Origin of the sequence: Bradyrhizobium sp. AUGA SZCCT0160 (genome assembly GCF_018130105.1) — a bacterium.
Lineage (GTDB): Bacteria > Pseudomonadota > Alphaproteobacteria > Rhizobiales > Xanthobacteraceae > Bradyrhizobium.
This window is the reverse complement of sequence record NZ_JAFCMD010000006.1, coordinates 250,647-263,323: the sequence shown is the minus strand read 5'-3', so window position 1 is coordinate 263,323 and position 12,677 is coordinate 250,647. Positions and strand designations below refer to the sequence as shown.

The following is a 12,677-nucleotide window of genomic DNA, read 5'->3' as shown; positions in this document are numbered from 1 at the left end:
GAACTCTGACCTTTGCGAGCGCGCCGCATCCGTCGCCAGCCAGCGTAGCCCGCACGCGAAACTTGCAGCGAAGCTTCTCGGTTCATCACATTCCAGCATCACATTATTGTGCGTTGCAGCATTGAACTATTGCGACGCAGCAAATGACACCTAGATCCCCGTTCCAAGCCATCGAAGGAGAATTGCCGTGAAGAAGATTTCCCTGTCCGTCGCTGCCGCCGCCATGTTCGCGATCACGGCCGCTGGCGGCGCTGTCGCAGCCGAGTTGCCGTCTTACGAAAAGGCAGGCTTGCCGGTCTCGGCCGTGCAGCTTCAGGTGATGGGCGCTGAAAACGTCCAGCAAGCATCGCCGGCCGCCACGTCGGTCACATCAGTTCAGCTCAGCGTCCTGACACCGCGGAGCAAGATCACGACCGCCCAAGGCCGCAGCGAAACCATCGGCCGCGCCATTCAGTGAGGACAGATGCTTGGTCGGCGCTTCAACCGGCGTCGACGCACGAGCACCCTGTCGCGCTTGCAAGAAGCCCGCGATGTCGTCGCGGGCTTTTTGTCGTGACGAGCGCGCACAACGGCGAGGCAACGTGTTGTTAGGAATTGATCCGCGCTGATTTGCGCGATTCCGATTCGTTCCTTGCGAACAAACTGGAGTCGGATGGAGAACAAAGCCGCCTTGGCTGATCCATGCTGCGCAGGGGCCAGGCCGGTAGGGCGCTTCGCTGGTTTCGATCATGACAATGATGGTCCATGCGTCCGCGATCTCGCGGCGTGAAGCGTCCGAGTTTTGCGACTTGACCCTCCTGAAGGAGGGCGCAGGGAATGCCGGATGCGCGCTGCACCCGCGGTCTCGTGTGCGGTTTGCACAAAACAAAGTGCACACGAGCATACAGGGCAGCGGAGAACATCCGACATTCCCTGCGCAATGGCTTTACGGCTTATATCGCGCTCTCCCCGGAGACGAGTTCTTGATTGACTCCGTCGCCCCTGATCAGCTTTTGGCCTCACAGGAACTTAACGCCAGCAACGGGCGCCAGGACCACGCGTCTTCGCCGTACGCCTCTGTCGCGTTACGTCTCCGCAACATCGGCGTCCACCGCAACCCGTCCAACGTCCGTGACGACGGCCGACGCCCTTCTGAGTAGGACGGGATGGCGAAAGATATGCACCTGATTTTCATTCTGGTAAACAGAAATATTTTTTATTTCGGGGCTTGACAGGATTTCCGTAAATCAGAAGTGATTTGCCCGTCGGGTTGATTTGTCGCAGCTGGTGCACGCAAAGCGGTCTTGACTGTTTTGGCATGCGTGTCGGGTATCATTCCGGACACAGCGGTACTTGTGAGCGCACGCCAAACTTTTGCTGAACTCCGCCAAAAGCGCACAGCATCCCCGAGCAGGTTACCGCTGGCCCCATGCGACACGCGACAGCGCTCACCGCCTTTGTGTACTTGTCGTACACAAAATTAAAGCCGGGAATGCGCGATCGCAAACATCCTCAAACGTCGCGGTCGCGCGGTACCCGCATCGGATTTTCGGCCTTCACCGTACCTTGCCGCCGACTGCGCAGGTCGCCATCCTTACGACGGTCCCGCGCCGACAGTCATCACGCCGCGTCGGCCTGCACCCGGTGCGCTTACCCCTGTTGGGTCAGTTGCTGCATAATCTGCTGAAACATTTGGGCCGCATCGTTCTGACCACCCGCACCACCGCCCGTTCCTCCGCCTTTGATTTCCAGCACTTTGACCGCCACTAGGGGGAGCCGCATAAAGCCGCCAGACACCGCATCAAGCTCGCGCACATTCAGAACTTCGCTCGCGTCATTATTGGTCATCATAATTCCCCTTTGAAGCCAGCGGGATTGCTGGTGCGGCCACCTTTAGCGGTACCGTTCTCGTCGCGATGTGACGGCGATCACACTGCCAGCCCTCGCGACCGGCGACAGCGGCAGTCCAGGCGCAACCGGGCAACGGGCCGCAGCATAGCCCACGGTGGTGCACGAAATTTGAATTGCGCGCGAAGCGACGCAGCGAGCGGAGCGGTCTACGCCTTCGCCTCAGCGCATCAGTCGGCGTCGGCGATCTGCCGCTCGTAGTCGGAGGCATTGGATTTATCCGTCATGACCTGCGGACAGCGGAAGCAGGCCTCCTTGCCTTCCTGACGAAACCAGCGACAGGTGGATCTGATCTGGCACGAAGGAAGCGCGTTGACCACCACAGGGGTGCCCGCAACGATGCGTTCGGCCAGGCTGCACGCGTTGCCTTTGAAGTGCTTGCAGCCGCCGCTGGCGCCGGCGCACGGTGCCGCAATTCGGAAAAGTTGCGTGGGCTTGGCCGGTCCTGCCAGCGCCAGCAGCTTTTCGGAGACCGGCAGGGTCTCGGTGAGATAGCCGACCCTGTGTTCTTCAGGTGTGCCTGTCATGACGCCAAAGACGCGCGCGCCATCAGCGGTTGCCTGGGCACTCGGGCAGTCGATCTCTTGGCTGGATGCTCGGGACATCAAACGACCCTCCGGTTCAAGGCCGGTGCCGATCGATTGCCTCACCGCAGTTGGGTGTGCAGTGGGAAGCGCAATCCGCGGCTCTGCCTTGAACGCTCAGTCTCGCAAATGCTTATCTGAAAAGCCTTCGAGACGGCGTCCGGCGCATCACGCGCCAAACGCCATCCCGCATCTGGAATCAACTAACTTGTCAGCTTGGTGGTGGTCGTCTTCGGCCCAACGGCGCCTGTCGTGGTCGTGCCGGTGCCCTTGGGATCGGTGCGCCTGATCATGCCGCCTGCGACGGCTTCGAGTTGCTCCGGCTTGAGCTGAACCGGCGCTTCGACCTTTTTGTCGGCGGACTTCTGGGAGTTCGTATCAGACTTTTTCATCTGCGCTTCTCCTCTGCCGAGACGAAGCGACTATCCGCTTCGACTGTGGACGGATGCTATCACGGACTGGATGATTTACCAGATCGCACAGCGGTGCTGCTGTGTGACCACCATCACAACGCGGCGCCAGCAGACGCGGGGCTTCGGCCCCGCGCCTTCGCTGCTTGCTTGTCGGCGAGGCACAAATGCTTTTCACTGCTTCATGACAGCCATGGCGACTATCGCTTCGAGCATGAAGGACGTGTTCAACAGGCACGCCGCAGCGAAAACCTTGGTCGTCGTATCCATCCCGCCAGCGACCGAGTCCAGTTCGTCCATCGTCAGTTCAGTCGACGTCTCATTCGAATTTGCGCGTGCCATGTTGTCTTCTCCTGTTGCCGTTCCGATGCACCATTGCATCGGCATGGACAGGACAATGACGGATCGACGAGGTTCGCCCTGTTACGCGGGGAACGGCAACGCGGTCGGGCGAATGGTTCGCATCACACCTAACGCTTGTTAATTTGCTCCAATTGGCCCTAGAAAGCCTGCCGCGCGCCACAGCGTAAGCGGGTTGGTCCGAGCGCAAGGAGACCTTTCACATGTCAGGGTCTCTTCACCCAACATGAACCGCCCGCGACGGAAAGCGTCGTCGGAGGCCCGGTGATCACATGCGGGACAGGCAAGTTTCATATTTCGACTTTTCCATCGCTCGAGAGGCTTGTGAAACCACGATCTCATGGTCATCTCCGGGTTTGGCAATCAACCAATGCTACCAGAGCGGGAAAGTACAGGTGCGTTGCTCGAATACGCAATCCGCCGCTTTGGCTGAATCCTTAGCGGCGGATTACGCCGGAGCCTGTCATGGGGCCGCGCCTTGCGCGGACCCGTTGGGCTCCAATCCGCCCTACACGCTGGCGCCGATACGCGAGCGCCCGCATGCGAAAGCCCGCGACGTCGTCGCGGGCTTGTCGTGATGAGCGCGCACAAACGCGAAGCAACGTGTTGTTAGGAATTGATCCGCGTCGATTTGCGCGATTCCGATTCGTTCTTTGCGAACAGACTGGAGTCGGATGGAGAACAAAGCCGGTGCTGCTGCGTGGTTCTCTGCAGTCGATGTCTCAATCGTCGGAGCTTACGCCTCTTCATGAGCTGCTGCGGACAAGCCGCTTCGAATCGTGCGCGCTGTGAGACTTGCGACTCCTTGCCGGAGGTGGTCATTTCGGCCCGGGGACAGGCGGAGGCTGATATGACACGAATTCTTTTGGCGATGTTGCTGCTCGCCGGCTTTTGGGCGGTGCCGGCGCTGGCGCAAACCAAGGTTGGCGACTGGGAGGTGGAGAAGCGCAGCGGAGACGATCATTGCAATGCGGCCCGCGCCTATACCGACAAGGACGATGACAACAGCGACTACGTAATCGTGCTGAGCTACTCGAAGGAAGCGATCGTCGTGGCCGTGATTTACGACGGATGGGGGTGGGAAAAGGTCGGCAAGATCCTGCTGGCCGATGTCGGCACCGACGACAAGGACATCATGAAGAAGGCGAAATGGGAGGTCGTCGACAAGACCGCCATCCGCGGCACCTTCGAATTCCAGCAATCGATCCTGGACAAGCTCGCCAAGGCAAAACTGCTCACGATCGATTTCGAGGACGACGAGGACAACAGCGTCGAAATCAAGATCCCCCGCATGGGCGAAGCGCTGGCGGCGCTGAAGTTTTGCGAGGAGAACAAGAAGTAAGGGGGAGGGTGTGCGTCATCCGCCACTCTCGAACCGATTCATCGAATTCGCGTCGCTAGCCGTCAGCCATCACGCGAACAACCCGGCGCCGGCCGGTTTCTGCCACGAAGTTCGGCTATCAACGATTCGGTCAAACCGGCGCCCCTCAACCCCGCTATGGTTTGACTGGCCCGGCGCGTGGTGGAAACGCAGCGTCGCGCGTCGGGCCACCTGATCTTGGCAATGATCGTGCGGCGGCGGTGCACGTGATTCAAATCACGGAAACTGAATCGCCGTGGTCTCATCCTGACCCGATGGATCGAAGGATGATCCTTCTTTCTTATCCAACGGAGCAGAACATGAAGACGCGGAACGATGAACTCGGCTACATGGAGAGCACGGTCGAATTGTCGGTTGCCGACCTGGACCAGGTGAGCGGCGGCCGGCGCGCGATCGAAGGCGAGATCCAGTACCTGAACTGGGTCAAACAGTTTTATTCGCCCTGGGCGAACATCAACTTCGGCGGCGGCCGGACTATGGTCGCTTAGCGAGTAGGGCGGATTGGAGCGAAGCGTAATCCGCCGCTTTCGAAAACGCGTAACGGCGGATTACGCTGCGCTCCAATCCGCCCTGCGAGCTGACCGGTGGGGCTTTTTCTTCTTGTGTGATGCACGTCACGGCGGCTCCGGTCCGCGCCCGGCATGCTCCCCTCCAGTTCAACGGCGCACAGCGCCACAACACGGAGCGGGGCAATGAGCAAAAAGGTAGTTTGGTTGAGCGATGCGGATCTCGAATCCGTCACCGGTGGCGACACCAAGTCTCCGCCCGTTACGACCGTAAGCCGGGTGAAAACCTCCGACAAAATGCAGCAAGCCGTGCTGGCGTTCATTAAGGGGTGAGCCATGAAGACCGAGCAGGTTCAATCGACCGACAAAATCTCCGACGAACAACTCGATAACGTCACCGGAGGACGCAAAGCCGGCGAAGGGCAGAAGGACTTTCTCGTCGTGAAGCTGAGAGAGGCTTTTGTGGCAAGCTACAGCCTTTGATCTAAAGCTTTCCGCGCTCGCTTTCCTGCCTGCGAAAACAAACGGCCCTCGCGTTTACGCACGAGGGCCGCGTCGCCGGTGCGGTTCAAGTGGGACCGACAACGGTTGTCGTGACGCTCTTTTCACCTTCCTTCCGCGAGGTGATGATAATCCCGCCACCTGGCAGGTGAAAATTTCCTACCCACATCTGCTTGCCGTCATTGCAGGTGAGTACCAGCCGCCAGCGACCGCATCGAGTTCGCTTGCAGAAAGCGGCCGGATGTCTCCGTTTGTATTGATATCAGTGTTCACGATATCGCTCCTCCGGTGATCGTCCCGGGACTATCCCGTGACTGTCGGGCAGCACATCTGATGCTTTGTCGGACCGCAGTGACGGCTGTCACATCTTGACCGATACGAGCGCGGTATGGCGGATTAGCGAAGCGTAATCCGCCGTCTTGGGGAATCCGAAACGGCGGATTACGCTTCCGCCTTCGCTCTTTGAGCTACGGCGGACAGGTCGCTCCAATCCGCCCTACGAGCTCTAGTCCGTGGCTTCGGTAAACTCATTGAACCGATCTCTTGCTGGGGTCGTCCAACAAGCGTTCCACTTCAAACCGAGGCCGCCGGAGCGGGCCTCACGAAAGGATCGACTATGAGCACGACCAAAAAGCTGCGTAAGGACGACGTGATCGAGGTTCGCAAGCTGCACCTGGCAGCTGGCAGGCTCTCGAACGATGAACTCGCTATCGTGACGGGCGGCGGATCGATCCGCATCGTTTGCGATGATCATAAGGTGATTGGGACGCGCCCCACCAAATAATTCGCCTTGCTACCACGCGCCGGGCCGAGCAGTATCGGCGCCGCGTTTCCACACGGCACCTCGCTCCCGGTTCGCCAGTTCGGTGGGCCGGGAGTTCTGGTCTGGCGAGGCCATTTTGTATTTTGCGGGATCGTGACCGGCGTCCTCGCCCCCAAACTTGACCGATCACAGCCTCAGCACCACGCACGAGCGCCACGCAGAAGCCCCGCAGGGCCCGCCTTCGTTCCGCTCTCCGGTCAAATCTGCCAGCGGGGTAGGGCGGATTAGCCGAAGGCGTAATCCGCCGCCTTGGCTGAATCCGAAAAGCGGCGGATTACGCTTCGCTCCAATCCGCACTACGGGCTCTGAACTAAGGATAGCGTCCTTCCACCCCAGAACATCCATGAACGCTAGCAATCGGCGTTCGTAAGCAATGGGTGCGCTCCGGGCATACACGTTGAGCACCTGCTCGGCTTTGTCTGAATCGCCAGAGTTCGACATCTCTTTAATGCTTTCGGCTCTAATCTGCTTACGAGCTAAACCTGTCAGCAAGCTTGATGCTTGCAGTGCCGAAGCGAAAATTTACGTACTCGCCCAACCAGATCAATTTTTCGGCTAGAATTGGATTTCCAATTCCACGATCAATGAGTGACTGGGCGATCTCAATCTGATTTCTGTCCTCTGGATCAAGATAGTCAACAAACGCTAACCCGTCTCGCTCTCTAACGAGAAAATTCGTGGCGTGTTCTTGGAACAAGTCCATCAGATCGGGAGAGACAATAATTCGGGGCGTTCGGGCTTTTTCAACTTCGAGCAGATAGGCGTCCACCAATCCTCGGCTAAAAAGAAAGTCGGCGTCACTAAAGTGTTTCCCAAAGGAAATTCCCCCACGGACTAGAATGCTTTCCGCGAGAAATTGGGACTGAAGATCGCGACATGCCTTGCATATTTTCTGGAAGGACGCAAACACAGGTGCGGTCGACAGAACCACACAATCAGAGAAGAACTTTAGATCAATCGCTGGATCGACCATTCCTTTTACTTGCTTCGAAATTTTGTAGAGCTTGTCGACGTATTGATTTGCGCCTGCTGCGGCCTCCGAGTCGTGAATTACCATCTCCTTGTAGCCAAGCAAGTCTACGAAGGCGACGATGCGGGTCTCTAATGTGATCATATGCTCATAATAGCGGTCGAGATGGTTTTCAGTTCCACCTCATAAAGAGCCATGCGGGTTTGAGCGTCTTGCCATACACTTCCCTGCCACGGGCCGCCGTCAATGATAGCAGTGTCTTCCTGTGTGATTGCAAAGACTGGCTTTCCGGTCGCCTGCATCATGGGTGCGAGGCTTTCGAAGTAGGGGATATTTGAAATGATCGTGTGGCCACCCAATCCATTGGTGAGATCATCGGTAGGTGTAGAATGCTTTTTCAAAACATCGATCAGCTTGGAGTCGAAGCGTCCGGGAAGCTTGTTCATCCAATATGCGAAGCTTTTCTTGGGTTTTCCTTTGTACAGCTTGAATCCTTGAATGATTCCACCGAGGAATTTCGGCCTTCCCGGCGAGATAGGAAGTGAGAGTTCCTTAAAGTCACTCACAATTTGCGCGTGCTCAGACAGCCATCGATCAACAATTGCAGACAATGTCTGAACTGCTTGCACGTTGAATCGGTCGGGCATCGTCGGAACAAGAAATCCATCGCAGCTTAAAAAGCAGGTTCTGGTCAAGGCGCCGGAACTGGGGCCGACATCGATGAGTACCGCCTGAAATCCCTGGGAAGCAGCTAGCCGCCTAAGAGCGTCTGCCAAAGCTACATATGTTCGCTTCTCGTGAATTTTTGTCGAGAAGCGCTGAATATGTGCTTCAGCTAGCGCATCTTCGACCGTGCTCAAATTGACGTCGCCTCGGAGAATAGACAGATTGTCTGTTATTGGAACAATGTCCTCCTTCTTGATTTCAATCGACGCTGTCTCTCCCGATATACGGGGCTTGAGCAAGTCGAGGAGGCTCTTTCCGGGTAGATCTTCGATGCCTTGTTCGTCATATTCCTCGATCGTCTTGAACATTAGTAATTCAGTCATATTGCACTGCGGATCCGCATCCACCACGAGCGTCTTCACTCCGGAGCGGGCCAAATCGTGAGCCACATTGAAGGTTGTGGTCGTTTTGGAGACCCCTCCTTTGTGGTTATAGAGCGTAACAATTCTACTCATCGTTTTTCCTGGCGGTGCTTTCTTGAAGAAAAGGCCGCTCTTTCGAGCGGCCTTCCCATTTCTTCTTTGAATTCGTCGATCACGAACACCCCGTCGTACTTCCACACGTATCGCACTTCATGCAGGTCCCGTTGCGGACGAGGGTGAAGTTCCCGCACTCCGAGCACATCTCGCCTTCGTAGCCGCGCGCCTTGGCCTCCGCACGGCGTTCGGCTTTGGTTACGGTGGGCTGGGCGGCTTGTGCCGCGCCGGCCTTGCTCCATTGCAGGGCTTCCAGCTTTTCCGTCGGTGACAGGTCGTGCTGGGCTTCCTGCTTCAGCGCGACGGCGCCTTCGACGGCGTCGGCGGCGCGGGAGGTTGCGCCGTGGGAGGCGAGCGAGGTGACGCGGGAGCCGCCTGTCGGCGCCTGGTCGGAGCCGGAGGAGACGGCGGTCGAGCCGCCGCGCATCACAACCAGATTATCCGTGCGCGAGCGGGTGAGGCCCTTGGACAGATACTTGGTCGCCTGCTGGCCGTGGTCGGCCGGCTCCTTGCCTTCCTCGACGCCCTTGCCGAGCGCGTCGAAATTCGACTCGGTGGGATCGACATGGGCGAGGTCGAAGCGGCTCATGTAGCTGACCGCAAGCTCGCGGAACACGTAGTCGAGGATCGAGGTCGCGTACTTGATTGAGTCGTTGCCCTGCACGGGACCCGCCGGCTCGAAGCGGGTGAAGGTGAAGGCGTCGACATATTCTTCCAGCGGCACGCCATATTGCAGGCCGAGCGAGACCGCGATCGCGAAGTTGTTGATGAAGGAGCGCAGCGCCGCGCCTTCCTTGTGCATGTCGATGAAGATCTCGCCGATCCGGCCGTCGTCATATTCGCCGGTGCGGAGATAGACCTTGTGCCCGCCGACGACCGCCTTCTGGGTGTAGCCCTTGCGGCGATCCGGCATCTTCTCGCGCTCGCGCATCACGACGATACGCTCGACCAGCTTCTCGACGATCTTTTCCGAGACCTGCGCGGTGCGCGCGGCCATCGGCTTCTCGTAGAGCGCCTCCACCGCATCATCCTCGTCGTCATCATCAGAGATGAGCTGCGAGTTCAGCGGCTGCGACAGCTTCGAGCCGTCGCGGTAGAGCGCGTTGGCCTTCAGCGCCAGTTTCCAGGACAGCAGGTACGCAGACTTGCAATCCTCGACGGTGGCGTCGTTCGGCATGTTGATGGTTTTTGAGATCGCACCCGAGATGAAGGGCTGCGAGGCCGCCATCATGCGGATGTGGCTCTCCACCGACAGATAGCGCTTGCCGATTTTGCCGCAGGGGTTGGCGCAGTCAAACACCGCATAATGTTCTGCCTTCAGATGCGGTGCGCCTTCCACCGTCATCGCGCCGCAGATGTGCACGTTGGCGGCTTCGATTTCACGCTTGGTGAAGCCGACGGCGGCGAGCAGGTCAAAGCCGGGGGCGGCGATCACTTCCGGCGCGAGCTTCAGCGTCTCGCGCAGGAATTCTTCACCAAAGGTCCACTTGTTGAAGGCGAACTTGATGTCAAAGGCGGTCGGCAGCGCGGCTTCCACCTTTGCCAGGGCTTCGTCGGTAAAGCCCTTGGCCTTGAGGGTGGAGACGTTGACGCCGGGCGCGTTGGAGAGCGAGCCGTGGCCGACGGCATAGGCCTCGATCTCGGCGATATCAGCTTCGCGGTAACCGAGCGTGCGCAATGCCACGGGGACGGCCTGGTTGATGATCTTCCAGTAGCCGCCGCCGGCGAGCTTCTTGAATTTCACCAGCGCGAAATCAGGCTCGATGCCGGTCGTGTCGCAATCCATCACGAGGCCGATGGTGCCGGTCGGTGCCACCACCGTGGTCTGCGCGTTGCGGTAGCCATGGGCTTCGCCCAGTTGCAGCGCGAGGTCCCAGGCGGCCTTGGCGTGCTCGACGATGTCGGTCTGCGGCACGCTGGCGTAATCCAGCGGCACCGGATTGACCGCGAGCGCCTCGTAGCCGCGGCTTTCACCATGGGCGGCGCGGCGGTGGTTGCGGATCACGCGCAGCATGTGCGCCGCGTTCTTCTTGTAGCCGGGGAAGGGGCCGAGCTCCTTGGCCATCTCGGCCGAGGTCGCATAGGACACGCCGGTCATAATCGCGGTCAGCGCGCCGCACAGCGCACGGCCTTCCTTTGAGTCGTAGGGCAGGCCCATGGTCATCAGGAGGCCGCCGATATTGGCAAAGCCGAGGCCGAGCGTGCGGAACTCGTAGGAGAGTTCGGCGATCGCTTTTGAGGGGAACTGCGCCATCATCACGGAGATTTCCAGGACGACGGTCCAGAGCCGGCACAGGTGCTCATACGCCTCGACGTCGAAGCGTTTTGTCGTCGTCGAGTAGAACGTGATCAGGTTCGCGGACGCCAGATTGCAGGCGGTGTCGTCCAGGAACATGTATTCCGAGCACGGATTGGAGGCGCGGATGTCGCCGGACGCCTTGCAGGTGTGCCAGTCGTTCATGGTGGTGTTGAAGTGCAGGCCGGGATCGGCCGACGCCCAGGCGGCGTGACCGATCTTCTCCCAGAGATCCCGGGCCTTCAGCGTCTTCGTCACCTTCTTGCTGGTGCGGCCGATCAGATTCCAGTCGCCGTCGGTTTCGACAGCACGGAGGAAATCGTCCTTCAGCGAGACCGAGTTGTTGGAGTTCTGGCCGGATACCGTGAGGTAAGCTTCCGAATCCCAGTCGGTGTCGTAGGTCGGGAAGTCGATGTCCTTGTAGCCCTGCTTCGCGAACTGGATCACGCGCTTGATGACGTTGTCGGAAACCAGCGCGCGGCGCGCGAGCTTGATCTCGCGGCGGAGCGCCGGGTTCTTTTCCGGGTCGAAGCAGTCGTCGCCGGAGCCTTCGCAATTGACGCAGGCCTTGAGCACGGCTTTCAGGTGTTTCTGGTTGATCTTGGAGCCGGTGACCAGCGCCGCGACCTTCTGCTCCTCCTTCACCTTCCAGTCGATATAGGTCTCGATATCGGGGTGATCGGCGTCGACCACGACCATCTTGGCCGCGCGGCGCGTGGTGCCGCCGGACTTGATCGCGCCCGCCGCACGGTCGCCGATCTTGAGGAAGCTCATCAGGCCGGACGAGCGGCCGCCGCCGGACAGGCGCTCGCCTTCGCCGCGCAAACGCGAAAAATTGGAGCCGGTGCCGGAGCCGTATTTGAACAGGCGGGCTTCGCGGACCCAGAGGTCCATGATGCCGCCCTCGTTGACGAGGTCGTCATCGACGCCCTGGATGAAGCAGGCGTGCGGCTGCGGATGCTCGTAGGCCGATTTCGATTTTGTGAGTTTGCCGGTCTTCCAGTCCACATAGTAGTGGCCCTGGCCGGGGCCATCGACGCCGTAGGCCCAATGAAGTCCGGTGTTGAACCACTGCGGCGAGTTCGGCGCGACCATCTGTTTTGCGAGCATGAAGCGCAACTCGTCGAAGAACGCCTGCGCGTCTTCTTCGCTCGAGAAGTAGCTGCCCTTCCAGCCCCAATAGGTCCAGCAGCCGGCGAGGCGGTCGAACACCTGCTTTGCCGAGAGTTCGCTGACGAAGCGCTCGTTCTCAGGCAGCAGGGCCAAGGCCTCGGTGTCGGGCACCGAGCGCCACAGCCACGACGGCACGGTCTCTTCCTCGACCTTCTTCAAGCGTGCGGCGACGCCCGCTTTACGAAAGTACTTCTGCGCGAGGACGTCGGAGGCGACCTGCGACCAGAACTGCGGCACCTCGACATTTTCCAGCCGGAACACGATCGAACCATCGGGATTGCGAATCTCCGATGTCGTTAATCTGAAATCAATCCCTGCGTAGGGTGACTGGCCTTGAGTCGTGTTGCGCCGTTCGATTCGCATGGTCGTGCCCCGTCTTCTTCTGACCGGTCCGCTCTACCGCGGGTTCCGGAATGTTATCCTTGAGCGGACCTCCCGAACCATGGCTGCCGTCGGGACTATAAGAATAGCCCGGGCAACCCTGATCCCTTGATCCGCAGCTCAACCGGTGAACCCGGTCTGTCTCTCTGGCACTTCCTGCCGGGCCCGATCCGGGCCTTCCAGGTCATGCAATCAACGCCCCA

Annotated in this window: 13 protein-coding genes; 6 read left to right on the top strand and 7 right to left on the bottom strand. The window is 59.3% G+C overall.

Translation table 11 applies throughout. The features are described from left to right. The first annotated feature begins 187 nt into the window (after nt 1-187). Nucleotides 188-457, top strand: a complete 270-nt coding sequence (locus tag JQ558_RS13000; protein ID WP_212293861.1) for a hypothetical protein — start codon at nt 188-190, stop codon at nt 455-457. Between the two features lie 1,172 nt (nt 458-1,629). Here the strand turns inward: JQ558_RS13000 and JQ558_RS12995 are convergent. From JQ558_RS12995 to JQ558_RS12980, 4 genes are all read right to left on the bottom strand, one after another. Next, complete coding sequence (locus JQ558_RS12995; RefSeq protein ID WP_212293860.1) at nt 1,630-1,827, bottom strand: hypothetical protein; 198 nt, start codon at nt 1,825-1,827, stop codon at nt 1,630-1,632. Nucleotides 1,828-2,057: 230 nt separating this feature from the next. Further along, entirely contained in the window at nt 2,058-2,492 is a 435-nt protein-coding gene (locus tag JQ558_RS12990) for a hypothetical protein (RefSeq protein WP_212293859.1), read from the bottom strand. Nucleotides 2,493-2,674: 182 nt separating this feature from the next. Further along, a complete protein-coding gene (locus JQ558_RS12985) occupies nt 2,675-2,863 on the bottom strand; it encodes a hypothetical protein (RefSeq protein WP_212206595.1) in 189 nt (62 codons plus the stop codon). A gap of 192 nt (nt 2,864-3,055) precedes the next feature. Further along, on the bottom strand, nt 3,056-3,223 hold the full coding sequence (locus tag JQ558_RS12980; protein ID WP_212293858.1) for a hypothetical protein: 168 nt from the start codon (nt 3,221-3,223) through the stop codon (nt 3,056-3,058). Nucleotides 3,224-4,091: 868 nt separating this feature from the next. Between JQ558_RS12980 and JQ558_RS12975 the strand changes: the two genes are divergently transcribed. The 5 genes from JQ558_RS12975 to JQ558_RS12955 all read left to right on the top strand — a co-directional run bounded on the left by JQ558_RS12975 (nt 4,092) and on the right by JQ558_RS12955 (nt 6,413). Continuing rightward, nucleotides 4,092-4,583: a hypothetical protein gene (locus JQ558_RS12975; RefSeq protein ID WP_212293857.1), complete on the top strand. Its 492-nt coding sequence runs from the start codon at nt 4,092-4,094 to the stop codon at nt 4,581-4,583. Nucleotides 4,584-4,921: 338 nt separating this feature from the next. After that, nucleotides 4,922-5,110: a hypothetical protein gene (locus JQ558_RS12970; RefSeq protein ID WP_212273123.1), complete on the top strand. Its 189-nt coding sequence runs from the start codon at nt 4,922-4,924 to the stop codon at nt 5,108-5,110. Nucleotides 5,111-5,314: 204 nt separating this feature from the next. Continuing rightward, nucleotides 5,315-5,461: a hypothetical protein gene (locus JQ558_RS12965; RefSeq protein WP_212293856.1), complete on the top strand. Its 147-nt coding sequence runs from the start codon at nt 5,315-5,317 to the stop codon at nt 5,459-5,461. A 3-nt stretch (nt 5,462-5,464) separates the two neighbouring features. Beyond that, complete coding sequence (locus JQ558_RS12960; protein WP_212206601.1) at nt 5,465-5,611, top strand: hypothetical protein; 147 nt, start codon at nt 5,465-5,467, stop codon at nt 5,609-5,611. Nucleotides 5,612-6,245: 634 nt separating this feature from the next. After that, the gene (locus JQ558_RS12955; protein ID WP_212206605.1) at nt 6,246-6,413 is read left to right on the top strand and encodes a hypothetical protein; all 168 of its coding nucleotides are present in this window, start codon (nt 6,246-6,248) and stop codon (nt 6,411-6,413) included. 508 nt (nt 6,414-6,921) lie between these two features. On the opposite strand, the gene JQ558_RS12950 is transcribed toward JQ558_RS12955, so the two are convergent. The 3 genes from JQ558_RS12950 to JQ558_RS12940 form a co-directional block, all read right to left on the bottom strand. Continuing rightward, a complete protein-coding gene (locus JQ558_RS12950) occupies nt 6,922-7,566 on the bottom strand; it encodes a hypothetical protein (protein WP_212293855.1) in 645 nt (214 codons plus the stop codon). Continuing rightward, nucleotides 7,563-8,603: a ParA family protein gene (locus JQ558_RS12945; protein WP_212293854.1), complete on the bottom strand. Its 1,041-nt coding sequence runs from the start codon at nt 8,601-8,603 to the stop codon at nt 7,563-7,565. The genes JQ558_RS12950 and JQ558_RS12945 overlap by 4 nt, the downstream gene beginning before the upstream one ends. A gap of 79 nt (nt 8,604-8,682) precedes the next feature. Continuing rightward, nucleotides 8,683-12,456 (bottom strand): vitamin B12-dependent ribonucleotide reductase, encoded by a 3,774-nt coding sequence (locus tag JQ558_RS12940; protein ID WP_212293853.1) that lies wholly within the window; start codon nt 12,454-12,456, stop codon nt 8,683-8,685. Nucleotides 12,457-12,677 lie beyond the last annotated feature (221 nt).